Origin of the sequence: Pseudomonas sp. Z5-35, from assembly GCF_051131945.1 — a bacterium.
Taxonomy (GTDB): Bacteria; Pseudomonadota; Gammaproteobacteria; order Pseudomonadales; family Pseudomonadaceae; genus Aquipseudomonas; species Aquipseudomonas marvdashtae.
Map to the genome: position 1 here is coordinate 2,475,045 of NZ_CP071640.1, position 16,973 is coordinate 2,492,017.

14 protein-coding genes are annotated in these 16,973 nt (G+C 60.6%); 9 read left to right on the forward strand and 5 right to left on the reverse strand.

Annotation, left to right across the window (positions count from 1 at the left end; genetic code table 11):
• Positions 1 to 1,206, reverse strand: coding sequence for a citrate synthase (locus tag J3P95_RS11625; protein ID WP_434577172.1), 1,206 nt, complete (start codon positions 1,204 to 1,206; stop codon positions 1 to 3).
• Between the two features lie 269 nt (positions 1,207 to 1,475).
• On the opposite strand from J3P95_RS11625, the gene J3P95_RS11630 reads away from it, so the two are divergent.
• The 8 genes from J3P95_RS11630 to J3P95_RS11665 all read left to right on the forward strand — a co-directional run bounded on the left by J3P95_RS11630 (position 1,476) and on the right by J3P95_RS11665 (position 11,456).
• On the forward strand, positions 1,476 to 2,765 hold the full coding sequence (locus J3P95_RS11630; protein WP_434581223.1) for a CitMHS family transporter: 1,290 nt from the start codon (positions 1,476 to 1,478) through the stop codon (positions 2,763 to 2,765).
• 85 nt (positions 2,766 to 2,850) lie between these two features.
• Positions 2,851 to 4,248, forward strand: a complete 1,398-nt coding sequence (locus tag J3P95_RS11635) for an OprD family outer membrane porin (protein WP_434577170.1) — start codon at positions 2,851 to 2,853, stop codon at positions 4,246 to 4,248.
• 30 nt (positions 4,249 to 4,278) lie between these two features.
• A complete protein-coding gene (locus J3P95_RS11640; RefSeq protein ID WP_434577168.1) occupies positions 4,279 to 5,286 on the forward strand; it encodes a phosphoglycerate dehydrogenase in 1,008 nt (335 codons plus the stop codon).
• Positions 5,283 to 6,266 carry an alpha/beta hydrolase fold domain-containing protein gene (locus J3P95_RS11645; RefSeq protein WP_434577166.1) on the forward strand — a complete coding sequence of 328 codons (984 nt, stop codon included), beginning with the start codon at positions 5,283 to 5,285 and terminating at the stop codon, positions 6,264 to 6,266. The genes J3P95_RS11640 and J3P95_RS11645 overlap by 4 nt, the downstream gene beginning before the upstream one ends.
• Complete coding sequence (locus J3P95_RS11650; protein ID WP_434577164.1) at positions 6,263 to 7,531, forward strand: alpha/beta fold hydrolase; 1,269 nt, start codon at positions 6,263 to 6,265, stop codon at positions 7,529 to 7,531. The genes J3P95_RS11645 and J3P95_RS11650 overlap by 4 nt, the downstream gene beginning before the upstream one ends.
• A gap of 130 nt (positions 7,532 to 7,661) precedes the next feature.
• The gene (treS, locus tag J3P95_RS11655; protein WP_434577162.1) at positions 7,662 to 9,728 is read left to right on the forward strand and encodes a maltose alpha-D-glucosyltransferase; all 2,067 of its coding nucleotides are present in this window, start codon (positions 7,662 to 7,664) and stop codon (positions 9,726 to 9,728) included.
• Between the two features lie 127 nt (positions 9,729 to 9,855).
• The gene (locus J3P95_RS11660; RefSeq protein ID WP_434577160.1) at positions 9,856 to 10,551 is read left to right on the forward strand and encodes a hypothetical protein; all 696 of its coding nucleotides are present in this window, start codon (positions 9,856 to 9,858) and stop codon (positions 10,549 to 10,551) included.
• Positions 10,548 to 11,456 (forward strand): hypothetical protein, encoded by a 909-nt coding sequence (locus tag J3P95_RS11665; protein ID WP_434577158.1) that lies wholly within the window; start codon positions 10,548 to 10,550, stop codon positions 11,454 to 11,456. Before J3P95_RS11660 ends, J3P95_RS11665 begins: the two co-directional genes overlap by 4 nt.
• 30 nt (positions 11,457 to 11,486) lie before the next feature.
• Here J3P95_RS11665 and J3P95_RS11670 read toward each other — a convergent pair whose 3' ends face one another.
• From J3P95_RS11670 to J3P95_RS11685, 4 genes are all read right to left on the reverse strand, one after another.
• The gene (locus J3P95_RS11670; RefSeq protein ID WP_434577156.1) at positions 11,487 to 12,017 is read right to left on the reverse strand and encodes a cupin; all 531 of its coding nucleotides are present in this window, start codon (positions 12,015 to 12,017) and stop codon (positions 11,487 to 11,489) included.
• 82 nt (positions 12,018 to 12,099) lie between these two features.
• The gene (locus J3P95_RS11675; protein ID WP_434577154.1) at positions 12,100 to 12,834 is read right to left on the reverse strand and encodes a substrate-binding periplasmic protein; all 735 of its coding nucleotides are present in this window, start codon (positions 12,832 to 12,834) and stop codon (positions 12,100 to 12,102) included.
• A gap of 24 nt (positions 12,835 to 12,858) precedes the next feature.
• Entirely contained in the window at positions 12,859 to 14,202 is a 1,344-nt protein-coding gene (locus J3P95_RS11680) for a GGDEF domain-containing protein (RefSeq protein WP_434563237.1), read from the reverse strand.
• A gap of 1 nt (position 14,203) precedes the next feature.
• Complete coding sequence (locus J3P95_RS11685; protein WP_434563239.1) at positions 14,204 to 14,971, reverse strand: substrate-binding periplasmic protein; 768 nt, start codon at positions 14,969 to 14,971, stop codon at positions 14,204 to 14,206.
• Between the two features lie 232 nt (positions 14,972 to 15,203).
• On the opposite strand from J3P95_RS11685, the gene J3P95_RS11690 reads away from it, so the two are divergent.
• Positions 15,204 to 16,940 (forward strand): OPT family oligopeptide transporter, encoded by a 1,737-nt coding sequence (locus J3P95_RS11690; RefSeq protein WP_434563241.1) that lies wholly within the window; start codon positions 15,204 to 15,206, stop codon positions 16,938 to 16,940.
• Positions 16,941 to 16,973: the final 33 nt, after the last annotated feature.

A 16,973-nucleotide genomic window follows, 5' to 3' on the forward strand; every position in this document is an offset into this window, starting at 1 on the left:
TCAACGGCGCCCGATTTTGGTCGCCGTCGGCAAGGTCCCCGTATACCGCGCGCGAGGTCGAGCGTCGTGGTGTTGGTTGTATTGCTCGCTGGCGTGGGCTATCCAACCGATCGAACGCCCGACGCCCGCCAGGGAGATTTCCTGTCCACGCAATCCCAGTTTCCGGCCAATGAAGCTCACCATGAGAATGAACTCCGGCGGATAGGCAACGAGTTCCGAGGCCACTGAAAAGGCTTTCTGCAGCTTGGCAAACTCGCTGTCGCCATCAAACACCGCGGTCAGCGCTGCCAGTAGATTGCTGGCGCGTGGGTCGTTGATTGAATGGACATTGGCGCCGAACCCGACGATATGCCCCTCCTGGCTGTAGCGCTGCAGAATGGGTTGGGCAGGGTCTGGGGCCGTGCAGATTTCCTCGATCATCCTGCTGGCGGCTTCATTTCTTCCGTAGGCGACCTTATGACCCCTGGCCGCTGCAAGCCCGGCGATCACCGCGTAGTAAGGCGTAGCGCCGCTCGTGGCGGCGACGCGGACGCTGTGGGTGGCGTGGTCCAGTTCATGATCGATGCTGAGAATCAGCAGGCGCCGGATCAGCTCGGCATAGGCAGGCGGGGCGCCGCAGGCCTCGGTGATGAATTCATGCAAGGGTTGCGTGCTCGGTTCGGTCGCACCCACGACCAATGCGGCAAACCATCTCACGACGTCGGCGCCCGTGCGGGCGTAACTGTCAGTGGAAAGGTCGAACGCCTTCGGGTTTTCTCGCTGCACCAGGGGGAACAGCGCGATGGCTTTCTCTTGTGCGGACATCTGCTCATAGATCTTCAACAGCTTGGCAGCATCCTTAGGCGCACGAGGCAATGACGTGCCGAACGCCGAAGGCACTTGCCAGATCAATTCGGCGACGTCTTCAACCGTTGCGTGATCAGCCAGTTCGAGGACGTCGTGTCCCCGATAGAACAGCCCGTCATCGGTGATCAGCGTAATCGCACTGTCCGACGGCGACGAGCGTTTCGCAGCCTGTTTCTCGCCCGCCGGGACTTTTACCAAACGCTGAATGTCCTCGGCCCAGTAACGGCGTTTGGGCGAACCGGCAATCTTGATCGAGCGGATGTTCTTGCGGCTGACATAGGCGTAGAGCGTTGGAAGGCTGACCCCAAGCAGGGCCGCGGCTTCCTCTGCCGAGAGGTAAAGGTTTTCTTGATCTGGCATGACGAATCCGATCAGGTTGATTAGGTTTTATACATGTTTATTAAATATAACGAGATTTCATCAATGTCTATCGGCGCGTCAATTTTTTCCGATCAGGGCAAAAATTGTGCGCAGGGTTCACGATGGATCAGGCGCCAAAGAGCTGGATGTTGACGAAAAAAATCAAGATTTACAGCCATTCCACCCCTATGTAGATTTCGGCTGCGCAAGAGCTGTTCACGTTGATTTTCGATGACATCGATAACAATAAAAACGAGAAGGTGACACGCATGGCTTGGTTAGGTTTCGCAATGGTCGTCACGTTTATGGCATTGATCATAAGCAAGCGACTTTCTGCCGTGACGGCACTGATCCTCGTTCCAGTTGCTTTTGGACTGGCCAGTGGGGCAGGGCCGGAATTGGGTGGGATGGTGATGAACGGCGTGAAGCAGGTCGCGCCCACCGCACTGATGTTGATGTTTGCAATCTTGTACTTCGCGATCATGTTCGACGCCGGCCTGTTTGAACCCGCCGTGCGAAAAATCCTCCGCTACGTAGGCAATGATCCGCTTCGCGTGGTGCTGGGCACCGCGCTGCTGGCCACGGTCATTTCTTTCGACGGGGATGGCGCAACGACGGTATTGATCGTAACGACGGCGTTTCTGCCGCTTTACCTTCGCCTCGGCATGAACCCGCTGATTCTCGCGCTGATGCTTTTGTTGACCAATACCGTGGTCAACCTTATTCCCTGGGGAGGGCCGGTGGCGCGCGCCGCCAGCGCGCTTCATCTTGATGTCGCGGAGCTGTTCCTGGGCTTGGTGCCAGCCATGTTTGCGGGACTGGCCTATGCGTTCATCGTCGCCTTCTGGATCGGCCGCAAGGAGCGGCGGCGTTTGGGTTGGACGCCCGCGTCTAATGTCGCCACAGAGCAAGACCCCGCCTTACCCATCCTGCAATCGGAAACGCACAAACCCAAGCTTTTCTGGATCAACCTCGCGTTGACCGCAGGGCTCATGTACGCCATGGCGACAGGACTGGCGCCTTTGCCCATGTTGATGATGGTCGGTTTTTCCCTGGCGCTGCTGATCAACTATCCGCGCTTGGCGGAGCAGAAGGCCAGAGTCGCGGCTCACTCGGAAAGTGTCCTGATGGTCATCGCCCTGATATTCGCCTCAGGTGCATTCACCGGGATCTTGTCAGGCACCGGCATGGTCGATGGCATGTCCGAGAAGATCGTGCACTTGATTCCGGAAAGCGGCGGCCAATATTTCAGCATCATCACCGCGCTTGTCGCCCTGCCGCTTAATTTCCTGTTATCCAACGACGCGTTTTTCTTCGGGATCTTGCCCGTGCTCGGGGCCGCCGGCGCCGAATACGGCATCGACCCCATGCACATCGCTCGCGCATCGGTACTGGGTCAGCCGGTGCATGCATTGAGCCCATTGGTCGCGGCGGTTTATTTGATCAGCGCAATCATCAAGCGCGACATGGGTGACATGCAACGCTACTGCCTGCTCTGGGCCATAGGCAGCAGTCTTGTGTTGATTGTGGCGGCGATTTTGACCCGGGCAATTATCTGATTCATTGATTCGCTACGCCAAAGTTTAACGGACGCCCGGTTTGCGTCTGCTCACGTCAAAATAAAAATAATAGATAAGGTGGTCGATGAAATCGATTAACGCCGTCGCGATGACGTTCCTGTCAACATTGTGTATGTCTGATCTTTGTCTGTCGGCAACGATCAGTCATCCGGACAGGTTTCAGCATGAAGGAAAGTTGAATGCCTATCTTCGCTCGATGTATATCAATACGCGGATATCCAATGACTTGATCGAGGACCGTTTCGGAGGTTTTCCGGAGGGCTCCGAGTTGGGCGGGACAGGGGTCGGTGCGATCCTGGACTATAACTCCGGTTATTGGGCCGGGGTCGTAGGGTTTGATGCCTCGTTGTATGGCGTGGCGATGATTGATTCGAAAGACAATGGCCGAAACTTGTTTGACGATACCGACGGCACCAACGGCGGTTTCGCCAAAGTAGGCCAGAGTTACTTCAAGTTGCGTTATGAAGGCAACGGTTGGGATGCCGACAGTCAAATCGGCCGGGGTCGGTTCGATGCGGGGACATTGGTCACGCTCGATACCCGAATCGTTCCCGGTTCCTATCAAGGTGGCCGCGCCCATTTGAATCTTACCGAGATGGGGATCGGTCCGCTGCCCGGTACGCTTGGGTTTGAAACCGCCTACATCAACCGTACATCCCCTCGGGACAGAGAGGAATTCGAACACCTGCTGAGCCAGACAGGCGAAGAAATAAAAGATCTCTACACCTATGGCGTCAAGTACGACTTGAAGGCCATCGAACTGGGTTTCGACCAAGGTGTGTCGCGAGACTTCAATAAGAACACGCGTTATGGGCTGACGCTCAAAGCGCCGCTTGGCGATAAAGCCGGCATCGTGTTCGACACTCAATATTATGAATTCGAAAAAGCCGGGCCGATCTGGGAGCGTGATTGGCAATCTGGCCAGGCCGCCTATGACGATGACGCGACGTGGTTGAACATCAATGTCGGTTTGTTACTCGACAAACTTCGCCTGGGTGTTTCATTTTCCGAGACGCACGCGCAGTTGAGCAACGGGCAACTGGGTTACGCCTACTTCGACCACGGCGACAACGTCGACGGCAGGATGGACGCGTGGACACGCTCGGGTAACGATTTTAATAACGATGGCGAACGAACCTGGCAACTGGGCGCTGAATATGACTTGGGCGGACATTCGTTATGGGGTGCTCCATTGGACGGTTTCAAAGTCATGGCTATCTACAAGCAAGGTGAGTTTGACGCCACCGATCCCTTTAGCGGCCGACGCACGGACGTGACCGAGCGGCAGAATGAATACCGTCTCTATTACCGCTTCGATGAAAAAGAATACGCGGGACTTTCGGTGGGCTTGATTTATATCGACTATCGAATTGACCAGGACTTCGTCGCCCTTATCTCCGCGCAGGCCGACAACGTCGTCAGCGGCTCCGAGGCTCGCGTGTATCTGGATTACGCGTTTTGATCATTGGATACCTGTATCGGGAGGCCCGAGATGTTTGAACCTCGCCATAAAGTAGTGGTGACACAACGATTCTTCGACGCCATGGCCGGCGACTTCCTCAAGAACCATGGCTGTGAGGTGGTCGTCGCGGAACTGGCTCCGGGGCAAGCCGATGGTGACTTGAGTGAACGCCAGCTGACGGACCTTCTGTCGGACGCCGATGGCTGGATCGTCGGGCACGCGAACATCACGTCCAGCCTGTTGGCTTCGCTCCCGCGCTTGCAGGTCATCGCCCGTCGCGGCGTGGGCTACGAACGGGTCGATACGGCAGCGGTGGCAGCGGCGGGGAAGGTGGCGACCATCGCTATCGGCGGCAACGACGCGAGCGTCGCCGACCACACCGTCGCGCTGATGCTCGCCGTGTGTCGTCAACTCAAGCAGTGCCAACTGGGGTTGGCCGCCAACGACTGGTCGATTCCCCTTGGGGGCGATTTGTTCCGTAAAACCGTGGGCGTCATCGGGTTGGGCCGGATTGGCCGGGGCGTGCTGCAGCGCTTGTCCGGCTTTGAGGTCAAGCCGCTGATTTATTCCCCTCGCCCGGGTAGCGCCCAAGCCGGCGGTTGCTTTGTCGACTTGGAAACACTGCTCAAGGAAAGCGACTTCATTACCCTGCATGCACCGCTCAATCCACAAACCCAGGGGCTGATCGATGGCCGTGCGTTGGCACTGATGAAGCGCGTCGCAGTGCTGATCAACACCGCGCGCGGCGGATTGGTGCGCGATGCGGATCTACTCGATGCCCTGCGGGAAAAGCGCCTGGCAGGGGCGGGACTCGATGTTTTCGAAAGCGAGTCGGACCCCAGGCTTTCCTCGGTCACTGAACAACTGATCCAGCTCCCGAACGTCATCGTCACACCCCACGCCGGGGCGTCCACGGTCGAGGGGCTCAACCGGACCAACCTGATTGCCGCCCAATGCGTTGCAGCCGTCCTGGAAGGCCGCAGCCCGCCCAGCCATTGCGTCATCGCTGACGGACGTCGCTGCGAAGGTCAGGCATGAGTCGCGCTGGAAACCCGCCGGTGGACGCACGGCCGCCGGTTCATCCGGATTTGCTCGCGGTGGCCACGGCGCTGCATGAACAAGGGTTGCTGCCGGTCGTTCAGGGGGATGTGCAAAGCGTCCGTGCTCAACTGGAACGGATCAATGCCTGGGCGGCACGCCGCAGCGTGCCGCTGTCCTACGAACGCACCTTGGGGTTCGCCGTCGATGGCCGGACGGTGCCCTGCAAGCTCTATTGGCCGGAAGGCGATGAGACGCCTTGCTTGATGTTCTACTGCCATGGCGGTGGATTCCGCCACGGGTCGCTCGCCGGCTGGGACGCGCCGCTGCGCCAGTTGGTGCGCGACAGCGGCCTGGCGGTGCTGTCCATCGACTACGCGTTGTCGCCGGAGTATCGCTTTCCGGTCGCATTCAACGAAGTGCTGGCGATCGTCAGCCGGGTCATCAAGCTGGGGACGATCACCGATTGCCCGGTACGCGGTTATGCCTTGGGCGGAGATTCGGCAGGCGCCAACCTCGCCCTGGGCGCTGCCATCGCGCTGCGTGATGCGGGAGTTGATGCGCTGCGGCAGTTGTTGCTGTTCTACGGCAGCTACTCGCGGGACATGACCTCCGATTCCTGGCTGCGGCTAGGCGGATACGCTGGCCAGAACCTCTCGGTCGAGACAATGAGTGCCTATTGGGCGAGCTACCTGGCCAGTGATGAAGATGACTGGCGCGTGCAGCCGATCATCGCCGACTTGGCGGGCCTTCCGCCGGTGCGGTTGGTGGTTGGCGAACTGGACCCGTTGCTGGATGAAAATCGCGAACTCGCGAGCCGACTGAAAAGCGCGGGCGTGGCGACGAGCCTGCGGGTGCTCGCAAACATGACCCACGGGTTTGTCCGGTTCAACGAGGTGGCCCCCGTTGCGCGCAACGTCATTGCTGCGCAGGGCAGCGCCTTGCGCAAGGCTCTTTCCGGTCAGGCGAACGTTTCATGAATATTTTCCGAATCGCGTTCCTCACACGCCTCTGCATCGGTGCGTTCGTTGGCGTGACGGCCAATGTCATGGCGGCCGGTACGCTGCCGGTCGGCCCTGCGGCAGGCGATATGACGCTGTCGCCGTTCTATCGCTGGGCGGGGCCGATGCCCGGATTGCCCGGTGCGGTGCTGCGCAGCGAGACCCTGCCGGTGCAGCCGCAGATGCCCGCCGCCGCTCAGGCGTTGCGCCTGCTCTACAGCTCCACCGACTCACGCTGGCACTCCGGCCTCGTTCCGGTCAGCGGGGCGTTGTACCTGCCGGCGGGCAAGCCTCCCGCCGACGGCTGGCCGCTACTGGCCTGGGCCCACGGTACGCTGGGGATCGCCGATGTTTGCGCACCGTCCTGGGCGGGATGGCGCGAGCGTGATTCGGCCTACATCAACCGCTGGCTGGCCCACGGGTTCGCTGTTGTCGCCACCGACTACCAAGGCCTGGGAGGGCCGGGGCCGCATCCCTATACGTTCTGGCAAGCCGAGGGGCGCTCGGTGCTGGACTCGATCCGCGCCGCCCGGGCAATCAGGCCAGGGCTCATCGCCAAGCGCGTGATCGTCGCCGGACAATCCCAGGGCGCAGGGGCGGCGCTGGGCGCGGCGATCCTCGCTGGCAGCTATGCACCGGAACTCTCCATCTTCGGTGCGGTGCTTACCGCCGCGAACAGTACGTTCCCCCAAGGGCCGATTACGCTGGCGCCACGCCAGTCCAATACGCTGTTCCTCGCGTTGGCGTCCGGCGCCCTGGGCGACGACGGCCCACGGATAGAGGACATCCTGACGGACGATGGCCTGGAACTGCTAAGGGTCGCCCGGCAGGGTTGTACCCGGGACATCGCCGCCAAATCCAAGGAATTGCAGATCGGTTCATTTGCCGAGCTTCTGACCATCGCTCCCGAAGCGTTGACTGCGTTGCGCACCCCGATGACTGATATGCCCCAGGCGTCGGTTGCTTTCCCATTGTTCATTGCCTCGGGCCAAGCAGATCGAACCATCACGCCGGAACGGCAGTACGCAGTCGCGGCGGCCTTGTGCGCCGCCGATAACGACGTCACCTGGCGCACCTATGAAGGCCTGGGCCATGACGGCGTGCTTCATGGCTCGTTGAAGGATGCCTTTGCCTTTGTCGAGGCCTGGCTCGACGGGGCAGGCCATGGCTCCAATTGCTCCACCCTGCAAAGGCCCGGTCCGCCGGGTGCGAGAAATCCGGACGCGCCGTTCAACGGTGATTGAGCGAGCAAGGCGTTTGGTAGATGGACACATGAGTGCAACGAATGTCGGTCCAAAGCCTCATATGACTAATAAGCGCCGCCCCTGAGCCCAGGGGCGGTGCGACTTTTTCATCACGACAGGCGATTTTTTTATGACGATGGCTGAGAAAAATCATGTCGACTGGCTGGTCGAACAATCGATGCTTCACGCTGCGAGACAGCGAGCCAAGCTTTACTCGGGGCAAGGTCGCTTGTGGCAGCAACCCTTCGCCCATACCCGTCCTCGCGATGCGTCTGCACTTTCGTCGGTGTGGTTTACCGCGTATCCGGCCTCCATCGTCACCCGTGAAAATGGCACGGTGCTCGAGGCGCTGGGAGACGAAACCTTGTGGCACGCGTTGTCGAAAATCGGTATCCAGGGCATTCACAACGGGCCGTTGAAAAGGTCTGGCGGGCTTCAGGGCACCGAGTTCACGCCAACCATCGATGGCAACTTTGACCGCATCAGCTTCGACATCGACCCTGCCCTGGGTACCGATGCGCAGCTCCAAGCGTTGACCCGCATGGCCGCCGCGCATAACGCGGTGGTCATCGATGACGTCATCCCGTCCCATACCGGCAAGGGCGCGGATTTCCGCCTGGCGGAGATGGCCTATGAAGACTATCCAGGGCTCTACCACATGGTCGAGATCCGTGAGGAGGACTGGCCGCTGCTGCCCGAAGTCGGGGAGGGGCGCGATGCGCAGAACCTCACCGCGCAGCAAGTGGACGCCCTTCGGGACAAGCACTACATCGTCGGCCAGTTGCAACGGGTGATCTTCTTCGAACCCGGCGTCAAGGAAACCGATTGGAGCGCGACACCGGTCGTCATGGGTGTCGATGGCAAGCCGCGGCGCTGGGTCTATCTGCATTACTTCAAGGAAGGGCAGCCGTCGTTGAACTGGCTTGACCCGACATTCGCCGCGCAGCAGATGATCATCGGCGACGCGCTGCACGCCGTAGATGTCATGGGGGCGAAGATCCTCCGTCTGGATGCCAATGGGTTCCTCGGCGTGGAGCGCAAGCTCGATGGTACTGCCTGGTCTGAAAGCCATCCGCTGTCGATTACTGGCAACCAATTGCTCGGCGGTGCGATTCGCAAGGCAGGTGGTTTCAGTTTCCAGGAGCTGAACCTGACCTTGGACGACATCGCTGCCATGTCCCACGGCGGGGCAGACCTGTCCTACGACTTCATCACCCGTCCGGCCTACCAGCATGCGTTGCTGATGGGCGACACGGAATTCCTGCGCTTGATGCTGCGCCAGATGCAGGCCTTCGGCATCGACCCGGGATCGCTGATCCATGCGTTGCAGAATCATGACGAACTGACCCTGGAGCTGGTGCATTTCTGGACGCTGCACGCCCACGACACCTACCTCTATCAAGGCCAGACCTTTCCCGGCAGCATCTTGCGCGAGCACATCCGCGAACAGATGTACGAACGCCTGTCCGGCGAGCATGCGCCGTACAACCTCAAATTCGTTACCAATGGCGTCTCCTGTACGACTGCCAGCATCATCACCGCCGCCTTGGGCATTCGTGATCTCGATGCGATCACGGCGGCCGATATCCAGCAGATTCGCCAGGTCCACATCCTGCTGGTGATGTTCAACGCCATGCAGCCGGGCGTGTTCGCCTTGTCGGGCTGGGATCTGGTGGGCGCATTGCCGTTGCCGGCGGAACAGGTCGAGCACCTGATGCGCGACGGCGACACGCGCTGGATTCATCGCGGTGCCTACGACCTGGTGGACCTCAACCCGCAAGCACCGTTGTCGGCCGGTGAGATGCCCCGCCCGAGAACCTTGTACGGCAGCCTGCCGAGCCAATTGAAGGATCCAGATTCTTTCGCTTCGCAACTGCGCCGGATCCTCGCCGCGCGCCGCGCCTACGACATCGCCGCCAGCCGCCAGATACTCATACCGGACGTCGAGCATCCGGGGCTGTTGATCATGGTCCATGAACTGCCCGCCGGCAAAGGCACGCAAATCACCGCGCTCAACTTCGGCTCGACGGCCATCACCGAAACCCTGCACCTGCCCGGTATCGCACCGGGGCCGGTGGTGGACATCATTAACGAGCGGGTCGAAGGGGACCTTACGCCCGAGGGTGAATTCACTATTACGCTGGATGCGTTCGAAGGGTTGGCGCTGCGGGTGGTGAGCAGTTCGCCGATGATCTAGGGCGCAGGGAAGCGAGGAAGTGTATGAGAGATAAAAGGAATTCAAAAAAAGTATCAATGTGCCACTAATGTTATTAGCGTAGCTGCCGACACAAGCAGCATCGTTTTTAATCATAAGGACTTGATACATGTTTTCTTATACGCTTCGTACCCTGGCTGCATTGACTGTGCTTGCCTGCCTGACGCTCACCGGCTGCGCCCACGTCCAACCCCCGGTACCGCTGGACAAACAGTTCTGGGACGCCAAGGAAACGACCATTGGCGTGGCCATCAACGTGGTACCCGAGCCCGTGCTGGCGCTGACCGGCAACCAGGGACTGCTGGACCTGGCCATCAACAAGGGCGTCAACAGCAAGCTCAGCGATAATGTCGAGAAATGGCAGGTACGTGACCTCAACACGTTACCGGATGCCATTGTCGCCAAGTTGCAGACCAAGGGTTACAAGGCCAAGCGCATCAACGAGCCGGTGGATCTGAGCAAATACAAGGAAGTGAGTTTCCGCGAAGGCTACACCGCCCGCGACCTGACACCGATCAAGGCCACCTACGGTGTCGATCGCCTGCTTTTGGTCAACGTGATCGGGACCGGCGCCACCCGTAGTTATTACAGCGTCGTACCAACCAGCGTCCCCATGGCGCAGGTGTTTGGGCAGGGTATGGTGGTCGATCTGGCCGATAACAAGCTTCTGTGGTTCAAGCCCTTTGCCGTCGTGCAGGCCGCCCAGGGCGAATGGGACGAGCCTGAATTTCCTAATCTGACCAACGCCTTCTATCAGGCCATGGACTCGAGCCGCCAGCAAATGATCACGCCGTTCGAACAATGAACCGTGCATTGATGGCGGTCGGCTTGCTCGTCCTGCTGATGGCGGGGGGATGCGCGCAGAAGCCGGCGCCGCAGGCCGGTTTCAAATCGGCGGATGTGGTGTCCTACGTCCAGGCCCATGGCGTCAAGGTGGATCTGCAGCTGCCGCAGGCATTTGTCGGTGCCAGCACGGTGGTCGACGCCGAGGCCGCGCAGAAGGCCGCGTCGTCGAGCCATACCCTGGTCGCCAGTTCCGGCAACAGCGCCGGGCTCGCCGGTTTGCTGGTTGCCAGCCTGATCAATACCCAGATGGGCAGCGGCAGCTTGCAGCGCGATGCGGAAAATACCGCCGCCAAGGAATCGCGCCCGCTGGCGGATCTGCTGGCTGGCGTGCCGTTGCAGGAGCGCCTGCAACAGCGCTTCCAGCAGGCGTCGCTGGCGGCCGGCCTCAAGCAGGGGACGGGGGACATCAACGCCCGGCTGGTCGTCGAGCCTAAACTGATGCTCACCCCTGATCGTGGCAGCTTCGTGCTGATCAATCAGGTGCAGGTCCAGGATATCGCCGGTTCGGCGCTGTATCGCATGCGCATCGAAGTCTCCAGCCAGCCGATCAGGCGCTGCGGCAAGCGTTGCATGGATGATGGTGGGTTGGACCTGGCGCAAGTGACGACCGTGCTCGACGAATGCATTGACGAGTCGATGCGGGTGCTGGCAGCCGACCTGATGTTACCGGCGCCGCCGGAAGCGGCCCAGGAAACCCTGCGTTATGTGCTGGATGGGCAGCGTGTGGTCGAGCGCGGTTATCAGCTGGCCAACAACGGCAATTACTGGCGCTATCGCAACCTCTACGGCGCGGTGAAATCGGTGCCGGTGCCGTTCGAAGACGCGCTGACCCAAGAGCAATTGAAGAAGGTCTACGGTCGTTGACCGTGAATCGTTGCCTTGGGCCGCCAAGTGTCAGCGTTGGTCCAGCCAATATCGGTTGACCCCACCTCGCGCACCGCACACCGGATCGCGCTGAGGAAACGACAGCGTGTCGATATTTGCCAGCTGAGCCTCGCTCGGCGCTTCGCGGCAGATGTCGGCCTGCTGGCCGGGTGGATAGGCGCCCACCACCAGGAAGTCTTCGCTGGAGCCCAGGTTGCAATGCCCGGTACCGGCGGGTAGCAGCAACACATCGCCGGCCCTGACGTCGAGGACTGGCCCACCTGGACCACCGATCATCAGTCGCGCCTGGCCGCTGGCAACGCCCAGGACCTCGTGGCCTTCGGTGTGGTAATGGTGGAAATCGTAGATTCCGTAGCGCCATTGCGGTGGCCAGCCGTTGCTTCGGAAAATCTCTTCCAGGCGTGCGGCCAGGTCCGGGGTCTTGACTGAGACCGCGTCACGGTAAACCAACACCGGCAGGCGCGGGTTATTGGGCACCCAGTCATTGCGCTCCAACATCCGGGTCTGGATGGAGTCCGACACGGCGTTCAGTGTGCTCATCGAAAAATCTCCAGGTCTGTGCACGTATACGCTGGACGATGTTTCGAGGGGGGAGTTCAACCCTGCTGACGGCTACCGCCCATCAGCGCTCTTCCTTCATGATCCGCGCCACTTCGCCCGACGCCTTGAGCGCTTCGAACGCGCGCTGGGCCCTGGCGACAGTCTCGTCCGGCGTGCTCAGGCTGAAAGCCAGATAGACCCTGTGGGGCTGTTCCTCAAGGGCATAGACTTCCTCCAGCAGATTGAAATCCATCTGGGCATCCTGGCTCATCAGGCGTGCGGTGTTCTCCGGCATCGGCACCAATTGAACCTGGCGGTTCAACAATTTCTGAAAGTTGTCGTGGTTGTTCGCCGACACGACCAGCCGGCTGAACCCACGTTCTTGCAGATAGATCTGCTTGGCGTCATTGCGTATCACGCCGATGCTGTACTGCTTGGCCTCTTCAAGGTTGCGGACAGTGATGGGGTCGGCGTCGCGCAGTTTGTAGAGGCGGCTGGTGGAACGATGGATTTCACCGACCCACTTGAACAGCTGTTCACGGGCAGGGGTGCGATCCAGTGGGAAAATCAGCACGTTGGGTTCTCGCAACGCCATCTCGTAGGCCCGCGCCCAGGGATACAGCGCCATGCGAAAGTCGCTGAGGTTGGCCTGTTTCAGCGTGTCGGACGCGATATGGATACCGGGGCCGACCAGTTTGTCATCGCGCAGATAAGCGTACAGCGAGTCCTCGGTCACGACTTCGATGGTTTCGGCCTGGCCGTTGAGGCTGATCAAGGCCAGGAGTACGCAGGAGCAGAGCATCAGAGAGTGGCGCATACAGACCTCGACGTTGACGATGATTCAGAGGGAAACGCGATTGCGTCCCTGGTGCTTGGCTCGATACAACGCCTGGTCTGCGCGCTGCATCAGTTGGTCGAAATGATCCATGGCCTCGGGGTCCAGTTCGGCGACGCCGATGCTCAGCGTGACAAACGGCGAGACCGACGAGCCGCTGTGGGGCAGTTCCCGCTCGGCCAGGGCGATGCGCAGCCGTTGGGCCGCGTCGCAGGCCTGTTGTGCATTGATGTTGGGCAGTAAGACGACGAATTCCTCGCCACCGACGCGCGCGACCAATTCGCCGGAGCGCCCGAACACATCACGCAGGGTTTCGGCAATCTGCTGCAAGCACTGGTCGCCGTTCATGTGGCCGTAGGTGTCGTTGTAGATCTTGAAAAAATCGACGTCGCACATGAGCACGGCCAACGGCGTGTGGTGGCGGACCGCGCGGCGAAATTCGATTTCCTTCAGTTCGTCGAAATGGCGACGATTGGCCAGCCCCGTCAGGGCATCGTGACGCGACAGGGCTTCGAGGGCCTGGTTGGCCGCCCGCAGTTCCGCCGTGCGCGCCTCGACCAGTTCAACCAACTGATCGCGGCTGGCGGCGATTGCCAGTTCGTCCGAACGCTGGCGCTCCAGGTGGGCGTGGAGATTGTCCTGCAACTCGTTGACCTGGGATTCGAGCAGGCTCAGTTCGTCCTGGCGGTCCACTGAGCGTTGCAACTTGAGGTGATGCTTGAGCGTTTGCGGCGCGAGCTCGCCCAAATGCCGGGCAATATGCACCACGTGGATCGTCACCAAGCGGTTGAACATGGTCATGACTAGTCCGGCGAGCAGCATCGATTGGATGATCTGAGTGATGACGATGCTGCGTGCTTCACCCCACAGGCGCTTCCAGAGCAATTGGTTATCGCCTTCAATGGTCAGCTCGCCGACTTTTTCATGCGCTCCGAGATAGGGTTGAGCGATAAGCTGGCGGTGCAGCACCGGGGCCGCGCCCGCATTGCCGGTGGTGTAGCGATTGCGTTCGATGGTTTCTGGCGAACGGCCGGGCCGCAGGACATTGAGCACCACGCGTCCGACCGGCGCGGCATTCGCGACACTGTTGAGTTGCTTGTCCAGGGATTCGCTGTCCATTTCCCAAATGGCATGGGCCAAGGTGTCCTGGAACACCTGGTCGATCAGGCCAAGCTCGGAATTCATTTCCGCCAGGTTGCTTTCCCAGGCCAGCCAGGTGCGCCACGTCACCATCGCCAGGGTAAAAAACAGGCAGAACAACAAGGTCGCCAGCACCAGGCGCCGTCCCAGGGAGCTGAGTACCTTGGTCGGTGATCGGTGAGAGGAGCCCGGTCCGAAGTTGCTGTCCATCTCATAACCACTTGCGCGCAATGGCGTCGTAGACGCCGTTGCGACGAATGGTCTCCAGGCCGACGCGGAATTTCTCGACAGTCTGCTTGGGCGTGTTGCGGCTGAACGCCATGCTCAAGCCGCCGGCGCTGAGCTCGGGCAGCGGCAGCGATTTGATCAGTACTTTTTCCGGATCTTCGCCATTCTGGCGAGTCAGGTACAAGGCGTTGAGTTCGTTTGAAATCCACAACGCCACATGATCGACCTTGAGCTTGCGGTAGTTATGTTCGTATTTGCTGCTGGACTGCAATTCCTCGCCGATGCGAAAACCCTTCGAGACGAGATACTGCTCTCCCACGTCTTGGTTGACGGTCGCGATCTGGTGACCATGGGCATCGGCCAGGGTATTGAGTTTCACTGGTCGCTCAGCCAGTGAGTAGATATACCACTGGGTCGGCGCGATGGCGCCGATCCATTGGAAAAGCGACTCGCGCGCGGGGGTGCGGACGATCGAATAGATCAACACGTTGCTTTCATTGAGCGCCAGTTCGTAGGCACGCGCCCAGGGCATGGGCTGGATCGAAGCCTCGACGCCGACTTCCTTGAGCACGGCCTCGACCACCTCGGTGCTCATGCCCGTCACTCGACCGTTCTGGGTCATGTTATAGGGCGGCAACTCCTCCGTCACAATGCGCAACGGCGGCTCAGCTGCGATGGCCGATGCCGATCCACCTGCAACCAGGAGCACCAGGGCAACCATCATCAATAAACGGTTAAGCTGCAGAACCATTGATCATTACCCTATGCAACCAGCAGAGCCTGGCGAGGCCGGAGGGCCGCCGTCACAAGGGTTATCGGCCAGGCGGGAGACTGCTTGAGCGGGCCTTCAAACGCAGGGGGCGGACCGCTCTATCACGTGGCCGCCAGAACGTATCGCCGGTGAACCTTACGTCGATACAGCACTCACTTGTCAGGTGGCTGCCTTGGCTCAGCCAACTGTCTTTTGCCGATAAGGAATTCGCATGGATCACACCTCGACCTCGCACGTCCGTCCCGTAGAGCGCGAATTCAGTCCGCGCGCGGTCATCACGGGAATCGTGCTTGGCATCCTCCTGACGCCTTCCAATGTCTACGCGGGATTGAAGATTGGCTGGTCGTTCAACATGTCGATCATCGCTCTGCTGGTCGGCTATGGCATCTGGCAGGGTTTGGCCAAGCACTCGGCGTCGGGGCTGCCCTGGACGCTGCATGAAAGCAACATCAACCAGACCGTAGCGTCGGCTGCGGCGTCGATCATTTCCGGTGGGCTGGTGGCGCCCATTCCGGCGTATACCTTGCTGACCGGCCAGCAACTGGACGCGGTGCCGATGATTGCCTGGGTCTTCTCGGTGAGCTTCCTGGGCATCTGGATCGCCTGGTACCTGCGGCCCTCGCTGCTAAACGACAAGGCGCTGAGGTTTCCCGAAGGCATGGCGACCCTGGAAACCCTCCTGCACATCTATAACCATGGTCATGAAGCGGCAACGCGCTTGAAGGTGCTGCTGGGGGCGGCGCTGCTGTCCGGCGTCGCCAAGTGGGTCGACACCTTTATGTGGGCCATCGCGCGTTGGTCGCCGAGCGCCCAATTGGAGCGCCTGACGTTTACCGCCGATCCTTCGCTGTTGCTGGTGGGGTTCGGCGGCATCATCGGCATTCGCGTCGGCTTGACGCTGCTGCTCGGCGCGTTGCTGGCATGGGGCGGGCTGGCGCCCTGGTTGCTGGACAATGGCTTGGTGCAGTTGCCGTCCGGCAGCAGCGGCCCGCAGTTCGCCGTGCTGGTGGAATGGTTGCTGTGGCCGGGCGTGAGCCTGATGGTTTGCGCGACGCTGGCGTCCCTGGCGATTCGCTTGTGGGCGTTGCACACTTGCACCAAGGCCAACGGCGGCGCGACCTGGGTGATTCCCAAGGCCGGGCCGGCGGTCGGTTTCCTGTCGGCGATCATCTTGGTGGTGAGCCTGCAAGCGCTGCTGTTCGGTATCAATCCGTGGATGGCGCTGCTGACCATTCCCTTGGCGATCTGCCTGGCAGCGGTGGCCGCCCGTGTGGTCGGCGCCACGGGTATTCCGCCGATCGGCGCCATCGGTCAATTGTCCCAGTTGAGCTTCGGCATCGTTGCGCCAGGGCAGGTGCCGATCAACCTGATGAGCGCCAATACCGCCGGCGGTTCGGCGGGGCAATGCACGGACTTGATGAACGATTTCAAGGTCGGCCGGGCGATTGGTGCCACGCCACGCAAGCAATTGATGGCCCAGACCCTGGGAATCTTCATCGGCAGCATCGTCGGCGTGCTGGCCTACCTCGCGTTGATTCCTGACCCGCAGACCATGCTGCTCACCGAAGAGTGGCCGGCCCCGGCGGTCGCCACTTGGAAAGCCGTGGCGCAAACCCTGACCCTTGGCCTGGACTCATTGTCAGTCAGCATCCGCTGGGCGATCTTCATCGGCGGTGTCGTCGGTCTGCTGCTGGGCATCCTCGACAGCTTGTTGCCGGCGCATCGCGCCCGCTACCTGCCCAGTACGGCGGCATTGGGCCTGGCATTTGTCCTGCCAGCCTCGGTGTCGCTGATGATGGCCCTCGGCGCCGTGCTCACTTGGTTGGTGAGCCGCGGCTGGCCGAGCCTCACCGAACGCTTCGCCATCACCGCGGCGGCGGGGTTGATTGCCGGGGAAAGCATTACCGGGGTTGGCGCTTCGTTGTGGGAGATGGTTGGGAACCTGTGAAGGACCCCGTGGCGAGGGAGCTTGCTCCCTCGC

Coding starts and splice junctions, on each gene's coding strand:
- J3P95_RS11625 (WP_434577172.1), bottom strand. CDS start 1,206: ATGCCAGATCAAGAAAACCTTTACCTCTCGGCAGAGGAAGCCGCGGCC.
- J3P95_RS11630 (WP_434581223.1), top strand. CDS start 1,476: ATGGCTTGGTTAGGTTTCGCAATGGTCGTCACGTTTATGGCATTGATC.
- J3P95_RS11635 (WP_434577170.1), top strand. CDS start 2,851: ATGAAATCGATTAACGCCGTCGCGATGACGTTCCTGTCAACATTGTGT.
- J3P95_RS11640 (WP_434577168.1), top strand. CDS start 4,279: ATGTTTGAACCTCGCCATAAAGTAGTGGTGACACAACGATTCTTCGAC.
- J3P95_RS11645 (WP_434577166.1), top strand. CDS start 5,283: ATGAGTCGCGCTGGAAACCCGCCGGTGGACGCACGGCCGCCGGTTCAT.
- J3P95_RS11650 (WP_434577164.1), top strand. CDS start 6,263: ATGAATATTTTCCGAATCGCGTTCCTCACACGCCTCTGCATCGGTGCG.
- treS (WP_434577162.1), top strand. CDS start 7,662: ATGACGATGGCTGAGAAAAATCATGTCGACTGGCTGGTCGAACAATCG.
- J3P95_RS11660 (WP_434577160.1), top strand. CDS start 9,856: ATGTTTTCTTATACGCTTCGTACCCTGGCTGCATTGACTGTGCTTGCC.
- J3P95_RS11665 (WP_434577158.1), top strand. CDS start 10,548: ATGAACCGTGCATTGATGGCGGTCGGCTTGCTCGTCCTGCTGATGGCG.
- J3P95_RS11670 (WP_434577156.1), bottom strand. CDS start 12,017: ATGAGCACACTGAACGCCGTGTCGGACTCCATCCAGACCCGGATGTTG.
- J3P95_RS11675 (WP_434577154.1), bottom strand. CDS start 12,834: ATGCGCCACTCTCTGATGCTCTGCTCCTGCGTACTCCTGGCCTTGATC.
- J3P95_RS11680 (WP_434563237.1), bottom strand. CDS start 14,202: ATGGACAGCAACTTCGGACCGGGCTCCTCTCACCGATCACCGACCAAG.
- J3P95_RS11685 (WP_434563239.1), bottom strand. CDS start 14,971: ATGGTTCTGCAGCTTAACCGTTTATTGATGATGGTTGCCCTGGTGCTC.
- J3P95_RS11690 (WP_434563241.1), top strand. CDS start 15,204: ATGGATCACACCTCGACCTCGCACGTCCGTCCCGTAGAGCGCGAATTC.